This window comes from Bacillus sp. FSL M7-0791, from assembly GCF_038627085.1.
In the GTDB taxonomy this organism is placed as follows: Bacteria; Bacillota; Bacilli; order Bacillales; family Bacillaceae; genus Bacillus; species Bacillus safensis.
The window spans coordinates 699,744-718,985 of sequence record NZ_CP152022.1 but is presented as its reverse complement, the minus strand read 5'-3'; the positions used below and the strand labels follow the sequence as shown (position 1 = coordinate 718,985).

Annotated in this window: 20 protein-coding genes; 9 read left to right on the top strand and 11 right to left on the bottom strand. The window is 42.4% G+C overall.

Features of this window, described 5'->3' with window-relative positions:
• The first annotated feature begins 116 nt into the window (after positions 1–116).
• Together MHI08_RS03560 and MHI08_RS03555 are read left to right on the top strand one after the other, a co-directional pair.
• Entirely contained in the window at positions 117–1,190 is a 1,074-nt protein-coding gene (locus MHI08_RS03560; RefSeq protein ID WP_025092666.1) for a glycosyltransferase family 2 protein, read from the top strand.
• A gap of 180 nt (positions 1,191–1,370) precedes the next feature.
• Complete coding sequence (locus MHI08_RS03555) at positions 1,371–2,762, top strand: amino acid permease (RefSeq protein ID WP_342499998.1); 1,392 nt, start codon at positions 1,371–1,373, stop codon at positions 2,760–2,762.
• A 36-nt stretch (positions 2,763–2,798) separates the two neighbouring features.
• Here the strand turns inward: MHI08_RS03555 and MHI08_RS03550 are convergent, their stop codons facing one another.
• Positions 2,799–3,032 (bottom strand): hypothetical protein, encoded by a 234-nt coding sequence (locus MHI08_RS03550; RefSeq protein ID WP_008344178.1) that lies wholly within the window; start codon positions 3,030–3,032, stop codon positions 2,799–2,801.
• 6 nt (positions 3,033–3,038) lie between these two features.
• Positions 3,039–3,296, bottom strand: coding sequence for a hypothetical protein (locus MHI08_RS03545; RefSeq protein WP_003213975.1), 258 nt, complete (start codon positions 3,294–3,296; stop codon positions 3,039–3,041).
• 65 nt (positions 3,297–3,361) lie between these two features.
• Here MHI08_RS03545 and MHI08_RS03540 point away from each other — a divergent pair, with 65 nt between their 5' ends.
• Positions 3,362–3,841: an Hsp20/alpha crystallin family protein gene (locus tag MHI08_RS03540; RefSeq protein ID WP_024424582.1), complete on the top strand. Its 480-nt coding sequence runs from the start codon at positions 3,362–3,364 to the stop codon at positions 3,839–3,841.
• On the opposite strand, the gene MHI08_RS03535 is transcribed toward MHI08_RS03540, so the two are convergent.
• Positions 3,822–4,049, bottom strand: a complete 228-nt coding sequence (locus tag MHI08_RS03535) for a hypothetical protein (RefSeq protein WP_039177063.1) — start codon at positions 4,047–4,049, stop codon at positions 3,822–3,824. The two genes, MHI08_RS03540 and MHI08_RS03535, sit on opposite strands and share 20 nt — an antisense overlap.
• A 92-nt stretch (positions 4,050–4,141) precedes the next feature.
• On the opposite strand from MHI08_RS03535, the gene MHI08_RS03530 reads away from it, so the two are divergent.
• On the top strand, positions 4,142–4,489 hold the full coding sequence (locus MHI08_RS03530) for a hypothetical protein (RefSeq protein WP_249117564.1): 348 nt from the start codon (positions 4,142–4,144) through the stop codon (positions 4,487–4,489).
• Positions 4,490–4,494: 5 nt separating this feature from the next.
• On the opposite strand, the gene MHI08_RS03525 is transcribed toward MHI08_RS03530, so the two are convergent.
• Positions 4,495–5,910, bottom strand: a complete 1,416-nt coding sequence (locus tag MHI08_RS03525; protein WP_034623089.1) for a DASS family sodium-coupled anion symporter — start codon at positions 5,908–5,910, stop codon at positions 4,495–4,497.
• 256 nt (positions 5,911–6,166) lie between these two features.
• Between MHI08_RS03525 and MHI08_RS03520 the strand changes: the two genes are divergently transcribed.
• Positions 6,167–8,206, top strand: a complete 2,040-nt coding sequence (locus MHI08_RS03520; RefSeq protein WP_342499997.1) for a penicillin-binding transpeptidase domain-containing protein — start codon at positions 6,167–6,169, stop codon at positions 8,204–8,206.
• 147 nt (positions 8,207–8,353) lie between these two features.
• Positions 8,354–9,592: an MFS transporter gene (locus MHI08_RS03515; RefSeq protein WP_172881027.1), complete on the top strand. Its 1,239-nt coding sequence runs from the start codon at positions 8,354–8,356 to the stop codon at positions 9,590–9,592.
• Positions 9,593–9,827: 235 nt separating this feature from the next.
• On the opposite strand, the gene MHI08_RS03510 is transcribed toward MHI08_RS03515, so the two are convergent.
• From MHI08_RS03510 to rfbF, 5 genes are read right to left on the bottom strand one after another with little or no spacing between them, the layout of a single operon-like run.
• Positions 9,828–10,757: a putative nucleotide-diphospho-sugar transferase gene (locus tag MHI08_RS03510; RefSeq protein ID WP_268415995.1), complete on the bottom strand. Its 930-nt coding sequence runs from the start codon at positions 10,755–10,757 to the stop codon at positions 9,828–9,830.
• A complete protein-coding gene (locus MHI08_RS03505) occupies positions 10,758–11,948 on the bottom strand; it encodes a glycosyltransferase family 2 protein (protein ID WP_024424576.1) in 1,191 nt (396 codons plus the stop codon).
• Positions 11,945–12,856 (bottom strand): putative nucleotide-diphospho-sugar transferase, encoded by a 912-nt coding sequence (locus MHI08_RS03500; RefSeq protein WP_024426658.1) that lies wholly within the window; start codon positions 12,854–12,856, stop codon positions 11,945–11,947. The genes MHI08_RS03505 and MHI08_RS03500 overlap by 4 nt, the downstream gene beginning before the upstream one ends.
• 12 nt (positions 12,857–12,868) lie before the next feature.
• Entirely contained in the window at positions 12,869–13,840 is a 972-nt protein-coding gene (locus MHI08_RS03495; protein ID WP_342499996.1) for a GDP-mannose 4,6-dehydratase, read from the bottom strand.
• 4 nt (positions 13,841–13,844) lie between these two features.
• Positions 13,845–14,609, bottom strand: a complete 765-nt coding sequence (gene rfbF, locus MHI08_RS03490; protein ID WP_024424573.1) for a glucose-1-phosphate cytidylyltransferase — start codon at positions 14,607–14,609, stop codon at positions 13,845–13,847.
• Positions 14,610–14,965: 356 nt separating this feature from the next.
• Between rfbF and MHI08_RS03485 the strand changes: the two genes are divergently transcribed.
• Positions 14,966–15,115 carry a DUF1540 domain-containing protein gene (locus MHI08_RS03485; RefSeq protein ID WP_073204211.1) on the top strand — a complete coding sequence of 50 codons (150 nt, stop codon included), beginning with the start codon at positions 14,966–14,968 and terminating at the stop codon, positions 15,113–15,115.
• Positions 15,116–15,315: 200 nt separating this feature from the next.
• Positions 15,316–16,395, top strand: coding sequence for a DUF3900 domain-containing protein (locus tag MHI08_RS03480; protein WP_342499995.1), 1,080 nt, complete (start codon positions 15,316–15,318; stop codon positions 16,393–16,395).
• 62 nt (positions 16,396–16,457) lie between these two features.
• Here the strand turns inward: MHI08_RS03480 and MHI08_RS03475 are convergent, their stop codons facing one another.
• Complete coding sequence (locus MHI08_RS03475) at positions 16,458–17,660, bottom strand: MFS transporter (protein ID WP_342499994.1); 1,203 nt, start codon at positions 17,658–17,660, stop codon at positions 16,458–16,460.
• A gap of 103 nt (positions 17,661–17,763) precedes the next feature.
• Between MHI08_RS03475 and MHI08_RS03470 the strand changes: the two genes are divergently transcribed.
• Complete coding sequence (locus MHI08_RS03470; protein WP_202739325.1) at positions 17,764–18,672, top strand: LysR family transcriptional regulator; 909 nt, start codon at positions 17,764–17,766, stop codon at positions 18,670–18,672.
• Between the two features lie 31 nt (positions 18,673–18,703).
• On the opposite strand, the gene MHI08_RS03465 is transcribed toward MHI08_RS03470, so the two are convergent.
• Entirely contained in the window at positions 18,704–19,183 is a 480-nt protein-coding gene (locus MHI08_RS03465) for a YbaK/EbsC family protein (RefSeq protein ID WP_024426664.1), read from the bottom strand.
• Positions 19,184–19,242: the final 59 nt, after the last annotated feature.

Sequence of the window (19,242 nt, the reverse complement as noted above, 5' to 3'; positions counted from 1 at the left end):
TAGATTCTTCCTTTATTTTAAATCAGCCAGTAGCAGAAAACTAGTTTTAAAAAACCCGCTGCTGAAAAGAATGTTTCCTTTTGATGCTCGATACACTATGAAGAGGTGATCTAAAGATGATAACCATTAGCTTATGTATGATTGTGAAAAATGAAGAGGAAGTGCTGGCGGACTGTCTTTCTTCTGTTCAAGACATTGTCGATGAGATGATCATCGTTGATACGGGATCAACAGATCAAACGAAGGAGATCGCTCATTCTTTTTCAGCAAAGGTACTGGATTTTGAATGGGTGCAGCATTTTGCAAAAGCACGCAACTTTGCTTTCTCACATGCAGCGAAAGAGTATATTTTATGGCTCGATGCTGACGATGTTCTGCTTGAAGAAGACCGCCAAAAACTGCTTCAGCTCAAGCAGACACTTGATCCCTCGGTGGATGCCGTTTCGATGTTTTATCATGTGGGATTCGATGAAGACGGTCAGGTCAATTTCAAATATAGAAGAAATCGCCTTGTGAAGCGTTCGTTGAACTTTCAGTGGTATGGGGCCGTTCATGAGTTTCTTCAAGTGTATGGAAACATCTTTCCAGCAGATATCGCCGTCACACATCAAAAACGCAAGAAAACAACTCTTGGTGAGCCTGGGCGCAACTTGCGAATTTATGAAAACATGCTGGCAAAAGGAGAGGACATGACGCCCCGAGATCTCTTTTATTTTGCCAATGAATTAAGGGACAACGGTCAGCATGTCAGGGCGATTCGTTTTTATCATGAATTTTTAAACACAAAACAGTGCTGGATTGAGGATGAAATTCGCACATGCCAATATTTAGCGGACTGCTATTATGCGGTAGGTTTCGAGGAAGCGGCCTTATCCTCATTATTACGATCCTTCTTATATGATCAGCCCCGGCCAGAGTTTTGCTGCCGGATCGGGGATCATCTAAAAATACAAAATAAACATCAGGCGGCCATCTTTTGGTATGAGCAGGCGCTGAAGGCTCCTGAAAACGAAACAGCCTTCACACTTACACAATATAAAACGTGGTATCCTCACCTTCAGCTTTGCTACTGTTATTATCAGCTCGGCGACCTGGAGCAAGCCAAAATACATCACCATGCCTCCTCCGCCCATCATCCAACTCATCCAAGTGTGCTGTACAATGAAAAAATATTTGCTGAACAGACATAGATCGTCTGTCACCACATCCGCCTTCGATTTCACGGCGGATGTCTCTTTTTATATACTTATTCGGTTGTGACGTTTAACACTTTAGTGATTTAAAGCGTTTTTCAACCAATTGACTAAATTGTCATTTGCGCATATACTAACATTCGTCTTACGAAAAGATTTATCCATTAGGAGGTCAACATGAGTTCTTTATTTCGAAAAAAATCTCTCGACCAGCTCATGCTTGAAAGTCAAACAAAGCGGCTCAGCCGTTCGTTGAATACGTTTGATTTAATCTTGCTTGGCATTGGCTGTGTGGTCGGGACTGGAATCTTTGTCATTACGGGGGTTGCTGCGGCAAATGATGCGGGACCTGCGATTATTATATCTTTTATTTTGGCTGCGATCGCATGCGCCCTTGCTGCTTTTTGCTACGCTGAATTCTCCTCATCCATTCCTGTGTCAGGAAGCGTCTATACGTATTCCTACGCAACACTTGGGGAATTTCTTGCCTTCTTAATGGGCTGGGACCTCATGCTGGAATATGTTATTGCCCTCTCTGCTGTAGCAAGTGGATGGTCGTCCTATTTTCAATCACTGCTCAGCGGATTCGGTCTGCACATTCCGAAGGCTTTATCAGCTGCACCTGGAGCTGCTGATGGGGCCGTCTTTAACCTTCCAGGCGCACTCATTATTTTGCTCATCACCTTTATCGTCTCAAGAGGCGTCAAAGAAAGTACAAAGCTGAATAACATTATTGTGCTGATCAAAATTGCCATCGTCCTTCTCTTTATCATTTCAGGCTTTGCTTACGTCAAACCTGAAAACTGGACACCGTTTATGCCAATGGGCTTCCATGGCGTGATTGCTGGAGCGGCAACTGTCTTTTTTGCTTACCTTGGATTTGATGCAATCGCTAATGCATCTGAAGAAGTCAAAAACCCGCAAAAGGCGATGCCAATTGGAATCATCGGTGCGCTCGGTGTTTGTACGATTTTATACATCGGGGTTTCATTCGTCTTAACTGGCATGGTTCACTATACGAAACTGAATGTCAGTGATCCTGTCGCTTTTGCTCTTCAAGTGGTTGGCCTGAATAGTGTCGCTGGCATTATATCCGCAGGTGCTATTATCGGGATTACGACAGTGTTAATTGCACTTGTCTACGCTCAGGTTCGTTTAACCTTTGCCATGAGCCGAGATGGACTCATGCCAAAAATCTTTTCAAACGTTCATCCAAAATCTAAGACACCGGTTGCCAACACTTGGCTGACAGGCGCTGTTGCGTCATGTATCGTTGGATTCGTCAACTTATCAACACTTGCTAATTTAGTCAGCATCGGTACACTTGCGGCCTTTACGGTGATCTCTATCGCTGTGATCGTACTCCGGAAAAAACATCCGAATATGAATACAGCTTTTAAAGTACCCTTTGTCCCTGTCCTTCCTATAATTAGTGCGGTCATTTGTATGATCTTGGCTTTCACACTGAAATGGGAAACATGGAGAGCCTTCCTCATCTGGATCATCATCGGTGTTGTTGTCTATTTCACCTATGCAAGACGAAAAAGCCATCTTAATGAAACACATTAGAAAAGAGACACGGGGATTCCCGGTCTCTTTTTTTGTTTAAATCACGCTGTTTTTGACTGAATTTGAGTCCACCATATCTGGATCTAACACGCTTGAAATCGGAATGACAAGCGGTGAACAATCTCCATTGTCCTCACCAAAACCTTGATTCAATTTCATCGAGAGAAAATAATCAATCTGCTGATAAGGTCCTAGCGTCAGTGATGCACCCCGATCCATTGCATTGATTTTAAAAGCACCGACATTGACGACTGAGGGTGAGAATAACATCACACGTCACTTCCTTTGAATGGGTTTAGCTGCTGGCGAAAAAGAGGCAGGTGAGTCCACTTGATCTCGATCATCTACATGGCTTTTTGTACCGACAAAACCGCTGGCATCTCCAAAATTCTGTCCATAACCCTGATTTTTTTTATCTGAGTTTTGCCACTCTGCTAACAAATTTTGTCCGACATTCACCGCCGACGCATTTTCAAAGGAATTAATTTTTAACATGAAAATATTAATATTGATATACGGAGTTGGTTGAACCACAGATAAACCTCCTTTTTATAGGTATATGCAAGCACCCATCAAGTATGTTAACGGGAGGTCTTCACATGGACTTCGAAAAAATGAAGCAGTGGATGGATATTGCCCAGCAAATGCATGGAGATGATTTTTGGAAAATGATCTTCGATGATGAGCAAAGATCCCCCTTTATGGCAAACGGTCCATCTCCATTTACATTCACACAGCAGGATCAGCGGGGATCAGATGCGTCGTTTCCTCCAATCGACATGGTGGAAACCCATGCAGAAATTCAATACTTAATTTACTTGCCTGGCTACCGAAAGGAAGATGTTCAGGTGTTATCATATGGTGAATATTTGGTTGTGAAAGGACAGCGTTTTTCCTTTTTTAACGAGCAGGACTTTCGCCAAAAACAAGGGAAGTATGGTCCGTTTGAAAAGAAAATCCGCCTTCCAGAAATGATTCTCGGTCAAATGAATGCTGCCTTTAAAGACGGTGTACTTTACATCCGCCTGCAAAAAGATGAAGGAAAAGCGACGGCTATCATCATAGATGACGAATATTGATACTCACTGCGTCTATTTGATCACGATCATCAATTGTTTCAATTGGCAGGATCGTGATCACGCCATCAGCATTCTGTTCCCCAAAGCCATTGTTTCGTTTGATCGTACTGCAATGATTGCGAACAAACGTCGAGCCAAACGTCATAGATGATCCTGTGCCAATCGAATTCGTTTTCATATGAGCAATGTGAATCTGAGTAGGCAGCATATGCGTCTCCCCTTTCTTGTCATCTCTATAAGTATATATCAGATAGCTTTTCCATAGACTAGAGTAAGGCGGAAGAAAAGGTTGTGGTCTACTTGAAACATTTCATTCAATCACTCTTTAAAAAAACTGAATCCAATCCATCCCCATCTGTCATTGAGCTAGAAAAAAGACTCGCCGCTCTTGAGCAAAAAATGTCTGCACCAGCTGCTCCTGTCTCAGAGGATACACACATCCATATTGAATCCCTGCGCGTGGACAAAATTGATTATCATTTAGAATTTGGGGAGCTTTCTATTGACCAGCTTCAAGGCAGGCTCAATATTGGGGCAACCTATTACACACCAAAGGACACATGCTTCAAAAAATCTACACAAACACCGAAGCCAAAAGAAACAAAAACACCGATTGTCTCAATTCGATCAAAGCCTTCCTCTTCTTAAGACGCTCAGCTTTTCAGCACGACCGGCAGCCAGAAATAGACCGCAAGAACAATCACCACAATACTGATGATATTTAACCAAAAACCCGCCCTGACCATATCAGATATTTTCAGCACGTCCGCACTAAAGACAGCGGCGTTTGGCGGTGTGGAAATCGGCAGCATAAACGCACAGGAGGAAGCCAAAGCAGCCGCGGCCATTAACCCATATGGCTCGATTCCAATCGCAAGACCAAGCCCTACCGTTATCGGAATAATCATATTGGCAACAGCCGTATTAGACATAATTTCAGTCATAAGCAGAATCGCTCCCGTTAAAATAATCAACAGCATGATATACGAAAGCCCGTTTAAATGCCGTAAATTTTCTCCGATCCATCCTGTTAGATTGGTTTCTGCAAAGCCCGTAGCGAGCGAAAGCCCTCCTCCAAACAAAAGCAAAAGTCCCCACGGCAGTTCTTTCATATCCTGCCATTCTAATATTCTCTCTCCATTTGTTGCTGGAATGAGAAATAACAGCATGGCACCGAAAATGGCGATAGACGTATCAGATACGGTCATCCCTCCAAACAAAAAGAGCTTAAAAATCCATAAGAACGCCGTCATGAGAAAAACAACAAATACCCATTTTTCCTCTCTTTTCATTTTTCCTAAATCCTCTAATCCCTTTTGAATGAACGCTGCACTCATTTCACCTTTGTGTTCTACCTTGAACTGTACCCTCGTCAAATACAAAAATAAGAGAATAAGCAAAATCATCGCAACTGGAAAACCAAACAAAAACCATTCGAAAAACATAATCTCTCGATCTAGCAGTTTTTTTGACATCGCAGCAAACACCGCATTTGGCACAGATCCGACAAGTGTCGCCAAACCTCCAATTGACGCAGAATACGCTACTGACAATAAGATGCTTTTACTGAATCGATCAAGAGATGGACCAGATAAGATTTCATTTGTCTTGACCTCTTTAATCACTGCAAGTGCCACTGGCAGCATCATCAGTGCTGTCGCTGCATTCGAAATCCACATAGATAAAAAAGCAGTCGCGATCATGACACCTAAGACAATGCGGTCACTTCTTGTGCCAATCACTCTTAAAATGTGTAAGGCCATTCTTCTATGTAATTTCCATTTTTCAATGGCAATTGCGATCATAAATCCTCCCATGTACATAAAGACGATCGGATCTCCATAAGACCTTGATGCCTGTTCCATAGAAAGCCCGCCAAGTGTCGGCAGCAAGATGATGGGCAATAAAGATGTAGCAGGAATGGGCAGTGCTTCAGTCACCCACCATGTGGCCGTCCAAGCTGTAATGCCCAAGACTACCCTCGCAGCATAGGTCAATTCATCTTCAGGTATGAGAAAAAGAACGAGCAAAAAGAGTGTCGGTCCAAGAACAAGTCCAATCAAATTCACCTTTTTATAAACGATAACAATTCCCCCTAATGAAAGCGCTTGTCATATTTTTTCTAACATTCGAGGATCTTTTAAGAAATCCTTTAAATCATAAGAAAAAATGAAGATATCTTTCATCATAAATAGCTGTTATTTTACTCCCATTACCCAAACCATGACATGATCCCTTGGTCTATTTTCATAGGAGAAACTATACAAATCACGACCAATCACTGTAAAATATAGAGGATCTAATCAAAAAATTGAGGTGTTTTCATTGTATACGGATCAAAAAAAATCATTTTGGAAACAGAAAAAAGTCATCATCCCTCTTCTTAGCATCATCGTCGTTGCTGCTGCTTTCTTTTTCTTAAAAGATACTCTTTTCTCAAAAGAAAAAGAGGCTTTAAAAGCCGCTCAAAACTTTACGAAACATATGGAGAAGAAAGACTTTACGAAGCTGGCAGATGAGGTGACAAGTACATCTTTGAAAGCCAATGACTTTTCAAAAAAACAACTAGCCGAAAAATACGACAATATTTTCAACGGCATTGGTGCTTATGATCTGAACATTTCAAAGCTCAACGTTGAAAAACAGGACAAAGGAGATGGGTATCAATTCTCCTATGATGTAACGATGAAAACGTCTCTTGGCAAGCTGCATAAGCTGTCTTACAAGGGCATTCTCACCGAAGAAGATGACAAGTGGAAAGTGGACTGGAAACCAAATCTCATCTTCCCGCAAATGGAAAAAGGAGATACCATCAAGGTCAAATCTGACCCTGCTGTCCGCGGAAACATTGTCGACCGAAAAGGACGTACGCTCGCAGAAACAACTGGTGGAAACGCACTTGGCGTCATCCCAGGTAAGCTCGGAACAGGAGAAGAAAAAGAACGCAATATCAAAAAGATCAGCAAAGCTTTTGATATAGAGGAAGAACTCATCAACAATCAGCTGAAACAAGCATGGGTCACAGACGACACGTTTGTCCCGCTCAAATCGATGTTAAAACAAAAGCCAATTCCGAAGGACGTAAATGGCGTTACCTATCAAACGAAGGAAATGCGCTACTATCCATATAACAAAGCCGCCGCCCATCTCACCGGATATGTCGGAAAAGCAAATGCGGATGATATCAAAAGAAATCCAGCATTAAAGGCGGATCAAATCATCGGCAAAACCGGCCTTGAATTTACATTTGACAAAAACTTACGCGGACAAGATGGCGGAAGCATTCTCATTGTCCATGATGAAACAGGCATTGAAGAAACATTGCAAAAATCAGCTCGAAAAGATGGAAAAACAGTGAAGCTGACGATTGATGCTTCTTTACAGAAAAAAGCCTATGATCAGCTGAAAGGTGAAAAAGGGGCCGTCACAATCATGAATCCATCAACAGGTGATCTATTAGCGCTTGTCAGCGCCCCTTCCTACGATGTCAATCTCATGACAAACGGGATTACACCTAAGCAATATCAGGCATACAGTGAAAATCCAGACCTTCCATTCCAAGCTCGATATGCGAGCCGGTATGCACCAGGATCCACATTCAAAACCATTACAGCCGCCATTGGGCTGGAAACAGGTGTCACAAAGCCCGACAAAGTGCGTACCATTCATGGACTGAAATGGCAAAAGGATCAATCTTGGGGAAATTATCGCATCACACGTGTTCACGATAAAGAAAAAGTAAATATGGTCGATGCCCTTGTGTACTCAGACAATATTTATTTTGGACAGGAAGCACTCGAAATCGGCAAAGACACTTACGAGAAAAAAGTAAAAGCATTTGGATTTGGCGAAGACTTACACATGCCATTTACAATGAAGCCTGCACAAGTATCAAACGATGGTATTCAATCGGATATCTTACTGGCTGACTCGGCGTATGGCCAAGGCGAATTACTCATGTCACCGATTGAACAAGTACATGCCTATTCTCCATTTGCTACAGGAGGCAAGCTTGTCTACCCTCGAGTGATTCAAGATGAAAAAACAGCATCACCAAAACAAATCATCAAAGAAGGCTCGGCAGACACAGTGAAAGATGCATTGACTAAGGTCGTGACCAGTCCAAACGGAACAGCCCACTCCTTACAAATCGAAGGAGCGGATATTGCCGCTAAAACGGGAACGGCAGAATTAAAAAGCAAACAAGGTGCAACAGACGGCACTGAAAATGGATTTTTACTTGCGTTTAATCCTAAAAAAGAAGATTACGTCCTCGTCGGCATGATCGAAGGGGTGAAAAACCGCGGCGGCAGCGGACTCGTCGTTCAAAAAATGAAGCCTGTCATTGCTTCTTTTTACAAATAACTCTTTAGAGACACAAGCTCAATCAAATGCTTGTGTCTCTTTTTTTCTAAATCATGACAATTTGCTATTGTTTTATAGTTCACCTTATGAATAAAATGAGAAGAATGAAAAAATCAGAAAACAGATAAATGAAGGGAGGAAGTCTCATTGGCCATTGCTGCTCGTACAAAGGATAAACCTCAACATTCTGTTACCGGCTCAACGGTTTATCCTATCTTATTGATTATTGGTATTTGTCATATGCTGAACGACACATTACAAGCCGTTATTCCTGCGATGTTCCCTATTTTGGAACGCTCAATGGGGCTGACCTTTACACAATTAGGGCTGATTGCTTTTACATTAAATATGGTCTCCTCCGTGATGCAGCCAGCTATTGGGTGGTACACAGATAAACGGCCGATGCCTTATGCACTTCCGATTGCTTTATTTTCAAGTGCTGTCGGTATATTCGGACTCGCGTTTGCTCCGTCGTTTGCCACCATTCTGCTTTGCGTTGTCTTCATCGGACTCGGCTCTGCGATCTTCCATCCAGAGGGCTCCCGTGTTGCCAACATGGCAGCTGGTCCAAGACGAGGACTTGCCCAGTCCATCTATCAAGTAGGCGGGAATACAGGTCAAGCCTTTGCTCCGCTTATCGCTGCATTAATGCTCGTCCCGCTCGGTCAGACAGGCGTGGCTTGGTTTACGATTGTTGGAATGTTGGCGGTTGGTTTCCTTCTTTATATTTCAAGATGGTACGCAGGAAGGCTTCAAACCATTCGGGCCGAAGCGAAAAAAACACCTGCAAAAGCTGCTAGATCTGATATTCATCGTAAATCAGCACTCATTGCACTTGGCATTATCGTCTTTCTCATCTTCGCCCGCTCTTGGTATGGAAATGCCATTTCGAATTTCTATGCATTTTATGCGATTGAACAATACGGTTTGACGATTAAAGAATCACAGACTTATATCTTCTTATTTCTCATTCTAGGTGCAATTGGGACATTTTTAGGCGGGCCGCTTGCAGACCGCTTTGGCAAGAAAAACGTCATTTTAGTTTCCTTATTGGCATCCTTCCCGCTTGCCCTGCTGCTGCCATTTGCCGGACCGGTTTTTGCTTATGTTTTACTCGGGCTGATTGGGCTCATTTTGACATCAAGCTTCTCTGTCACCGTGGTTTATGCCCAAGAACTATTTCCCGGGAAAATTGGCACAATGTCTGGTTTAACTGTTGGGCTTGCGTTTGGTATGGGTGCAATCGGATCGGTTGCCCTCGGCTCATTCATTGATGCCTTCGGCTTAACGCCTACCATGATCGGTGTTGCCTTTTTACCGATATTAGGCATCCTAGCCTTCTTACTTCCCAGCGACCAAACCATCTCCAAATGGAATGAATCATAAAAAGAAAACCGCTCAATAAATGAGCGGTTTTTTCCGATTGTTGACAAAGGGATAAAATGATGTGTATTTTAGCACTTTGTCTTCTTTTCAGCGTGATAGAAAACCTTTGCAGTCTAGGAAGGACAGCTACTTTTGCGGAGCGAATATGTTATTCGTGAGCACCAGCGCACAGGAGTGACACCGAATGCGAGGGTTTGTCTACACGCTGAAACCGCTCAATAAATGAGCGGTTTTTTCATCTCTCATAAAAATGCGTGTCAGGAACATGCTTCTTTGCAATAAATCCTTGCTTAAATTCTGGAAATACCTTTTGCACCTGTTTAATCTTTTGATGAACCAAGTCCGCATACGGAATATACAAATGATCCACAAGCTTCTGTTCTTTCATATAGTAATACCAATTAAGGTTAAAGGTATTCTCGTCAATGATCGTAAAGGCAGAAAAATGATAGAACAAGAGTGGACATTCGTCGAGATACATATCTCCTTTTACAACTGAAAGCTTGTAGTTTTCAATGTTCCAAATCGCCGCATTGGCTCCTTTAGATGCAACGATATGAACCCCTTCAAAATCATCAACCCATCTTTCCACATACCGCTGATCTCCGTACGTCTTTTTTTCTGTATCCATTTCTACTGTACAATGGGCAAGACAGTTTTCTTTCCATTGCGTGACTGCCTGTTTGGCAACATCTGTGTTACGGCAGCCTACAAACCCAGTATTAAAGCGGCCAGACAACTCATAAAAATGATAGAACCGCTTGGAATTCATATGATCCGTCAAAAATAAATGAGCGCTTGGATTCTCTGCAAAAATCGCCTCTGGATCATGATAAAAATACAAATCCGTATCCAGATGGGCAAGATAATCCGCATCTGAGGACTCAAGATTTTTGAGCAGAAAAGCAGGCTTTAATGTCCAGCAATACTCATGAAACGTTCGATCTTCTTTTGCCTTTCGCAGCGTATCATCTTCAATGTCCTCAAGCTGTTCATATTGAACATGCGGATGAGGGAACTCCTTTAATACTTTATAAGCCAAAGGGTCTGCACATAAAACGGACAGCTTGAAGGCATGGGCGTTTTGTTCAAGCGAATGAATCAGTGCCAAAAGCTTAAAAACATGGGTATTCGACACAATGGTTGTAAAGTGATAAGACGCCATTTACAACACATCCACTTGGAACAAATCAACGCGCAACAGCTCTTTCGTCAGCCCTTGAATGGCTTCTACAAGCACCATGCAGCCATACTCCTCACGTGCAAGCTGCGCCGCTTCTGCCAGCTTTTTCAACGGAACATGCTTGGCTGTCAGCATATCTTTTTTATCCCGTTTGATGCCTACATTCCGTTCTGTGATCAAATGAAGCAGCTCTAAAAAATAGGATAACAGGTCATCAAATGCTGGATTCTCACGCAGCTGCCGAACTTCTTTCACAATATCATTTGTCACAGTGTGAGAAAACGGACCAGAGAAAGCCAAGTGGACATCAATGGAATCAATATTGTTATACTTCTCACACATATACAAAATGTTGTATTTGATGTCATCAAATGACGTTAAATTACTTGGATGCTCTTGATGCACACTCATGATATCCTCTCGCAATTCAAAGGAGAGACCAAGCTGATTCAATCGAATCCCTAAATCATAATCCTCAAATCCGTACCGAACGATATTTTCATCAAACATCCCTAGTGCCATGACATGCTTACGTTTAACAGAGGAGTTATTTGTAATAAAAAATCGCCATGGCAGCTCATAAGAACCTAAATCATAGTGGTACGTTTCCAAAATGTCTTTCAGAATATCAATAAACTCAGACTGCAAATCGAAGCTTTTCTCTAAAAATGCACCATTTTCGACTTCTTCCAATGATAAAAGAGGTGTTTTGTCCTCCATTTTCCGTTTATACAGTCCTTGCTTTTTCAACCGCTTCATATGATCCTTATCAAACGCTTTGTAAAAATAGCGATAAATCCGCTTCCAGCACACACCGCAAATGACAAGATCCTCCCTGTCAGCATGAGCCTCTGCATGCTTTTGAATAAATCTCGGTTCTGCCAGCATATCACTGTCATGAAAAATGAGCAGATCTCCCTCCGCCTCGCGAATGGCATGATTACGCCCCTTTGCAATCCCTTGATTGACAGGAATACGCACCTTTTTAAACGGGAAGTTCACCTCAATATTCTCGAGCATTTCCATCGTGCCATCCGTTGAGCCATTATCGGCAACAATGACCTCAAATGGAATATCTGTTTCCTGAAGCGTTAAGGAAAAAAGGCTTCCTTCTAAACGCTCTTTGGCATTATAGCTTGGAATAATGACGCTTACCTTTGGCTTTTCGTTCATGCGTCATCCTCCTCCCGTTTGGCATAGCCGTTAAACAGCGGATCGACCTGCTCCACAGATTCAATCACATGGCGAAGCACTTGCCGATAGGCTTCTTGGAAAAACGGCAGGTCATTTCGTCCTTTTTCATGAATTTGCTGCATCTCATCCTTGCTCACAATCCGAAAGCCGCTGTAATGATAGCAAATGAGCGGGTGCCCATCCTCCAGAAGAATACGTCCATTCTCCTCCCGATAAGAATGCTGCCCATAGTTCCAATGACCAATATTCACGCCTTTTGTCTCAATATCTTCTACTTTGTCAAACAGTCTCGGCATATGATCTAGATATCCTTGATCGCCAAACTTGCCTTCTCCCGGTGCATTTTTACATTCTTTTAAGCATTCTTCTTTCCACCAGCTGAGGCATTTTCGTCCGGCTTCATCTCCTTTAAAATGCAGAAAGCCTGAGTTATAGCGTCCTAAAAGCTTCTGAAGCATCTTCACTTCCTCTGCATCAAAGCTTGGAATGACAATATCCCCTCTCGAAATTAAAACAGAAGCATTCGGCTGATGTTGAAAAATCACCTGAGGGCTCTCATAAAAGAACAAATCCGCATCAAGATAGGTCACGCTCTCTGCCTGCTCCTGTTCAAATAACCACTCAATCCAAATCGGCTTTAGGGTCCAGCAATATTCCGATGCATCCCGTTCCTCTTTTTTCTCCAGCAGCTCTGGTGTTTCGAGCTCCCGTACATGAACAAGATCCACATGCGGAAAATTCATTTGATGAAGCAAATCAAATGCAGCATCATCCATGCATAACGTCTTGATGACAGCATCATCTTCTACTTGCTTCAACGATAAGAAAAACGCAATGGCTTGATAAAGTCTTCCACTTGAAAGAACCGTACAATATATGCTGTTCATCTATTTACACCTCTATTTTTGAAAGAATTCGCGGTACCATTCAATCGTCTTCTCTAAGCCTTCATCAATGGAGTAATCAGGCTTCCAATCAAGCAGCTTTCTCGCTTTCTCTGCTGACAAATATTGATGCTTAATTTCATGTGTTCCTTGATTGAGAATACGAGGCTTCAGTTCACTTCCCATTGCCTTTAAAATCTTATCCACAAGCTCAAGCACTGTCAGCTGAATCTCGTTACTAAAGTTAAAGGCTTCTCCCGCCAGCCCTTTTTCCTCCATCTTCTCAGCTAGCAGCAAATAAGCCTTCACTGCATCTTCAATGTAGAAATAATCACGAATAAATGTCCCGTCACTTCTAATTTCCGGCGCCTTTCCTTCTAACACAAGCTGAATGGTTTGCGGAATGATTCTGTTGAAATTCAAATCTCCGCCTCCATATAAATTACCGCAGCGTGTAATACAAACCGGAAGACCATATGTGTTGTAGTACGTATGAGAAATGAGATCTGCACAGCTCTTCGAAACATCATACGGATGTTTCCCGTTTAACGGCATGTCTTCATCGTATGGCAGCTGCTCTTGATCACCGTAGGCTTTGTCACTTGATGCCACGATCACTCGTTTGATCAGCGGCTGTCTTCTGCAAGCCTCCAGTACATTCCATGTCCCTAAAATATTCGCTTCAAATGTAGAAACAGGATGTCTATTTGCGACCCCAACAATGGCTTGGGCAGCCAAATGGAAGACGGTGTCAATTTCATATTCTCCTAACGCACGTTCAATCGTCTGCATATCCTCTAATGCGCCTTGCACCACATTCATTTTTTCAAATTGACTGCCTTGATATAAATTCGATCGAGGCACCTGATCACGCACAAGTCCAGTCACGTTTGCCCCTTGATCAACCAATTCCTTAACGAGATAGCTCCCTAACAGCCCTGTACATCCAGTTACAAATACGTTCTTTCCATTCCAAAATCCGCTCATGCTGTCACCAAACCTTCCATGGTTGTTTTCCATCTGTCCACATGTCGTTGATTTCCTTCAGGTTTTTATACGTATCAATTGCTGTCCAAAATCCGTGATGCTCATAAACGGCAAGCTCTCCATCATCCGCCAGGTTTTGAAGAGGCTCCGCTTCAAACACGCATTGATCATCATCTGTCAAATAATCAAATACCTTTGGAGACAACACAAAAAATCCTCCATTGATCATCCCGATACTGTCTGTCTTCTCAGAGAAGGATTGTGCCATCCCGTTATACACCTTCAGTGTCCCGTACTGGGACTTCTTTTCAATGCCTGTGACAGTCGCAGCTGCTCCAAGATCCTGATGACGTTTCAGCAAATGAAACATATTGATATTGGCCAGTCCATCACCATACGTCATCATAAAGGTCTCATCACCAATGTAATCCTGTGCCTGCTTTAAACGTCCGCCTGTCATCGTATCTTCACCTGTATCTAAAAAGGTGATTTTCCAGTTCTCCTTTTTCCCTAAAAGCTTCATTTCTCCTGTCGCCATATCGAGCTGCATGCTGTGATGCTGCCAGTCGTAGTTCAGAAAGTACTCTTTGATCTTCTCTCCTTTATATCCAAGCAATAGGATAAATTCGTCTACACCGTAATACTGATAGATTTTCATAATATGCCATAGAATAGGCCGATCTCCGATCATAGCAAGTGGTTTAGGAAGCGCTTGTGTGACCTCACTCATTCTCGTTCCCTTTCCTCCGCAGAGAATGACTGCTTTCATCTTCTCCCCTCATCTCTCTATGAAGATTTTTTGATTAAAAACCCTATCTTTATGCGGAAAATCAGTACATGTACCCCCATACTTTGTCCGACATCAGGTTTTGAATCTACTCTATTCATATGTCGAAATGAGAGAGTGTGCCACCTAGCATTTAACTATTTTTACAAATAAAAAAAGAGCGAGATTCATATTCTCGCTCTTCCAAAGTTTAAATTGTATATTTTCAGGGTAGATGGTATGATAAACATGTGCATAACCAGCACAAACAGCCTCTTTCTACAAAGAGACTACTAGATTGAATGAATTCAAGTGGCAGCTTGTTTCATTCTCAATATGAATTACGGAGGTGAATTCCCTTGGCACAAAACGTTCTTTGTGAAGTGAACTCTTGCCGTTTTTGGGCTGAAAACAGCTGTACCGCTTCTACCATTAAAATTGGTAAAAACACGATGACTGAAGTGACTCGCAACGCTGAAACTGATTGCGAAACATTTGAAACAAAATAATCTATTTTTCTCTGAGATGAAGGAACTGGCAGGTTCCTTCTTTTCTTTTACCATTCTATCAAGAATGATAATTATTATCAAGTGTTTTTCAATAAACATTTCTCGGGAAATAATGACACGATATTTCTCCATTCGTTGACGATTTTCACTCCTTTTTCTATACTCAACATATCCGAAGAAGAAAAAGTGGTGACCAATCAATGGATTTTACGATACGTTTTCTATCATTCTTTGTCGTGGAAATCGAAGGCAAAGATGAACAAGCAAATAAACGATTTAAACATTATCAAACACTAGATCAAGAAGAATTTGAACAAAGTGAGCTGAAGGACTTTTTAGACGGTGAACTGAAAAAAATCGTCAAACGAAAAGTGGACCGACACCCTAAATCTGAACAAGTACCGACCAAAATTGGCCGATTTATTGTAGAGCCTGGTCATGAGCTCGATTCAAATCCAAACTACAACCTATTTCATCAAACGAGATTTGCAGATACAAAAGAATTGTTTAATGAATGCAGTGAACAGTTTGTTCGCACATATTTAGATACAAGTGCTGTCAGAGGCGGCGTTTTTTTAGTTGCTTCTGCTGTTCCTAAAAAGTATTTCGATGATTCCTTTGTCTTTATTATGAAATGCGATTTCGAACAAAAAGTGGCTTCTATCGCTGATACATCTACCTTGATTAGAAAAGTCGAAATGGCTATTACGACAAAAAACATGAAATCGATTCAATACCCGTTTATGCCAGAAGAAGGCATGACTGAGGAAGCTGAAGTGAAAATTCACCAATCCTCACACGCTCGTTATTTTGAGGACTTTTTGAAATTCGTCGAATACGGTGAATCCATGCCTGAAATCATGAAATCACAGGTCATGAATATGGTACAGGAACAGGTTTTTGAAACATTACAGGATGAAAGTGAAGAATTAAAGCAGTTTGAAGAGGATCTTGAAATATGGGAAGCGAGTGAAAAGCGAGAAATTAGAGAAACACTCGATACAGAGCAGGTCACACAAGCGGCCTCCCATATTGTTGAACAAACGCCTGATATCACAATGAAAATGCGTCTAGGCGAAACGGAGATCAAAGGTCTTCTAGCAGACTTTGGCCACTCGATCCATATTGCAAAGCTCAACAATCGATATGTCGTGCTCGTTGAAGCAGATCAAATCCTCTTCGAAAAAGGAAGCACACCTGTTGAGTTTCATAAACCAAATGGGCTAAAAGAGGTGGTCAGCCAGCTGACGCAAAAAGCCTATGATTCAGATCTAGAATAAAAAAACACGACTGCCTCTTGCATACAGCGCATGAGGCAGTTTTTTGTATAACGCTTGATTTATTACGCTGGATCAGAAGAAACATGCAGCTCCCTGCCTCTTGCCCACATGCTGACAAGCAATAAGCTTATGATGAGCATCAGCCAAAAGACGCTGCTTGATCCAAAAAACTGAATCATCGTATATCCGCACAAGGGTCCTAGAGCCGCTCCCATATCTTGGACAAAGGAATAGCTTGCGAGGAAGCGGTTTTTATCTGTTTGAGCAGACGCTTTTTGAAAAGCAAGCGTATCCGTTAATGTCGTTAAGATTGTTGAGAGCAGCTGGATCAAAAGCAGCATCACAAGAAACCAGCCGCTTACCTTCAGCATGACCGCCAGAAAACTGAGCCCTCCAAATGAAAGAAACATCCAGCAAAGCGTTCGTTCCTTCATCACAAGCCCATCAAACCATCTGCCCGTTTTCGGTGCTACAAATGGTTCCCACCCCCATCTGAGCGCTTGAATGATTCCACTTAAAGCCGAAGCTCCGATAACAAAGCCGAACAGAGCAAATTCACCATGACCGATCCTTGCTTCAATGACATGACTGAGTGTTGATGCGAATAACCCTTGGATCACAAGTGCGATCAGCATACCTGTCATTAATACTTTTACAACATCCCGTGCAAGCCACCTCTGTTTGATGACTTGATACACCTGCCCCTCTTCTCCCTTTTCAATCTCATCCAAAGAGACATAAAAAATGATTCCTAGTAATGTGAGTAAACCAAAAACAAGCGTCATGGACTGGAAGCCGATCAGGCTGGCGAATATTCCGCCAAATAACATGCCGAATAAACTGCCAAGCCGGTAAAGCCCATTATAAATGCCCGTATAATGCCCTTGAGAGCTTTCCTCCATCTCAGCAATTAATCTCATTCCACTCATACGCAATAACGTCCATGCCAGCCCCCAAGCGCAGCGGCAAATCAGCAGCAGCCAAAAACCGCTCACACCATATAGCATCGTGGTCACTGAAGCAATCAAAATAGCGATCAATACACCAGTCTTCATTGGGACAAACCGATAGAGCCACCAAACAACAGGTGTTAGCGGGATGCGGATGAATCGGTTAATGGACAACAGCAGCCCCACCTCCCAAATAGATGATAAACCAATCTCTTTCCAATAGATCGGAAGCACAATATAAAGCATTGAATCTCCAATCAGTGCAAATGCTGTGATAAGCGATATTGACACCACTTGCTTTTGACGATGATCCATTTTCCCTTCCCCCTTCGCTATCTTTACAATAAGGGATGCCTTATAATAAATCTAATGAATGTTTTTGATTAAACCATCAAAATAATTGATAGGTGGTGCAAAGTTGAATTTACATGCCCTTCGGATTTTTGCAAAGGTCGCAGAGACAAAAAGCGTTACACAAACAGCAGACGTGCTATCTTTGACACAGCCAGCTGTGACGGCTCAGCTTAGAAGCATTGAAAGTGAGATCGGTTTCCGTCTTTTTAAACGAAATGGCAGAGGCATTACACTTACGGAAATGGGGAAAATTCTATACCCTTATGCCCGGCAAGTGTTCGAGGCTGAAAAAGAAGTAGAATATCAGATCACACTTTTACAAAACGGAAAAAAGGGGCGGCTCCGCATCGCTTCTACCTATGTCCCACTTAACTTTTTACTGCCAGATTGGCTTGCTGCTTTTAAAACATCTTCACCACAGATAGAAATTGAATTAAAAAGTGGAAACTCCGCTCAGGTTTTAGAGAGCCTACTTCAATATGAATCAGATGTGGCCATCGCCGTGATCGAGGATTTGCACCATGAGGAGATTCTCACTTCTCATTTAACGAATTTAAGCTATGATTTTATTGTGCCGGCAGACCATCCGTTAAACGGAAAAACCGTCCCACTGGAGCGCCTGAGTCAGGAGCCTTTTTTGATGCGTGAAGAAGGCAGTTCCACAAGAGATAAGCTCTTTTCTCTTTTTACCTCGAAAGGAATCAAAAAACCGACCGTTGATTTACAATTCAGCGGTGTTCATGAAGCGATTCAAATGATCAAAGCTGGATATGGCATCACACTTGTTCCCCGTGATGCGGTTCATGGCAGTCTCAAGCGGCAAGAAATTGGGCGCGTGTACATTGAAGGCATTGAGATCGTCAGACCGGTTGTTGTGTGCAAACGGGCGAATGATCTTGAAGAAAATAGAACCGTTGATGCCTTCCTGCAAATGAAAGGTATCGGTCCATTTACTACGCCTGCTACCAATTAAAAAAGTGCCTGCTTCTGACAGGCACTTTTTTCTATTCGGCTGGCTGCACGATGTCAAACGGTACAGCTTTTGAGGCTTTCACTAATTGTTCTGGTGTGATGAGGATTTCATTTCCCCATTCGCCTGCCCCAACACCTAATATTTCCTCTTCTAATAACGAAGCCTCAATAATGGTGCGGAATCCTTCTGGCTGCCAGCAAAACGGCGGAATCGAACCAATTCGATAGCCCGTCACTTCAAGAACCTTCTCCGGTGAAGCCATTTTAATATTACGGGAGCCGGCCGCTTTCTTGAGTTTCCCTGACTTAATATGCTGATCAGCGCCAACCATCACAAGCAGCTGCTCTCCTTCTCCTGTTTCAAAAATCAATGTTTTAATCATTTGTCTTTCACGAAAACCAAGAGCTGCCGCTACATTTGCTGCTCCCTTTTCTGTTTCGGCAGAAAATGTTTTGACCTCATATGGGATGCCATGTTTGTCCAAAAAGTCATGTGCCGGTAATTTTTTCAATCGATTGAACCCCTTTCCTTACAATGTCCTTCATTTAGCTTATCACAATCTTCTCATCC

What these genes read in the sequence shown, in the direction of transcription:
- MHI08_RS03475 (WP_342499994.1), bottom strand. Translation starts at nt 17,660, where the DNA reads ATGGATCATCGTCAAAAGCAAGTGGTGTCAATATCGCTTATCACAGCA.
- MHI08_RS03500 (WP_024426658.1), bottom strand. Translation starts at nt 12,856, where the DNA reads ATGAACAGCATATATTGTACGGTTCTTTCAAGTGGAAGACTTTATCAA.
- MHI08_RS03510 (WP_268415995.1), bottom strand. Translation starts at nt 10,757, where the DNA reads ATGGCGTCTTATCACTTTACAACCATTGTGTCGAATACCCATGTTTTT.
- MHI08_RS03480 (WP_342499995.1), top strand. Translation starts at nt 15,316, where the DNA reads ATGGATTTTACGATACGTTTTCTATCATTCTTTGTCGTGGAAATCGAA.
- MHI08_RS03555 (WP_342499998.1), top strand. Translation starts at nt 1,371, where the DNA reads ATGAGTTCTTTATTTCGAAAAAAATCTCTCGACCAGCTCATGCTTGAA.
- rfbF (WP_024424573.1), bottom strand. Translation starts at nt 14,609, where the DNA reads ATGAAAGCAGTCATTCTCTGCGGAGGAAAGGGAACGAGAATGAGTGAG.
- MHI08_RS03495 (WP_342499996.1), bottom strand. Translation starts at nt 13,840, where the DNA reads ATGAGCGGATTTTGGAATGGAAAGAACGTATTTGTAACTGGATGTACA.
- MHI08_RS03535 (WP_039177063.1), bottom strand. Translation starts at nt 4,049, where the DNA reads ATGCTGCCTACTCAGATTCACATTGCTCATATGAAAACGAATTCGATT.
- MHI08_RS03540 (WP_024424582.1), top strand. Translation starts at nt 3,362, where the DNA reads ATGGACTTCGAAAAAATGAAGCAGTGGATGGATATTGCCCAGCAAATG.
- MHI08_RS03560 (WP_025092666.1), top strand. Translation starts at nt 117, where the DNA reads ATGATAACCATTAGCTTATGTATGATTGTGAAAAATGAAGAGGAAGTG.
- MHI08_RS03505 (WP_024424576.1), bottom strand. Translation starts at nt 11,948, where the DNA reads ATGAACGAAAAGCCAAAGGTAAGCGTCATTATTCCAAGCTATAATGCC.
- MHI08_RS03550 (WP_008344178.1), bottom strand. Translation starts at nt 3,032, where the DNA reads ATGTTATTCTCACCCTCAGTCGTCAATGTCGGTGCTTTTAAAATCAAT.